The 238-nt window shown below is 36.1% G+C and carries 1 protein-coding gene; it reads left to right on the top strand.

Translation table 11 applies throughout. The annotated features are described in order from the left end of the window. The coding region (locus Q0762_RS13965; protein WP_298767752.1) for a cadherin-like domain-containing protein at positions 1 to 238 on the top strand (238 nt) is incomplete at both ends.

Raw genomic sequence — 238 nt, 5'->3', positions numbered from 1 at the left:
AAATCACTGATCCAGTAACAGGTATTACATCTCCAATAGATGCTAATAACCCAGTAACATTAGATGATGGAACGGTAATTTCATTAAATTCAGATGGTACATTAGAGGTTACACCATTTACAGATAGTACAGAGCCAGTAAACTTTAGCTATACAGTAGCTGATGAAGATGGTTTAACTGATATGGCAGATGTTGCCATTACATTTGATCAACTTGCACCAGTTGCAGATGATGAAGT

It is taken from the genome of uncultured Polaribacter sp. (genome assembly GCF_947495205.1).
GTDB lineage: Bacteria > Bacteroidota > Bacteroidia > Flavobacteriales > Flavobacteriaceae > Polaribacter.
The sequence above is the reverse complement of the archived record's forward strand: the minus strand, read 5'-3'. Positions and strand labels throughout refer to the sequence as shown.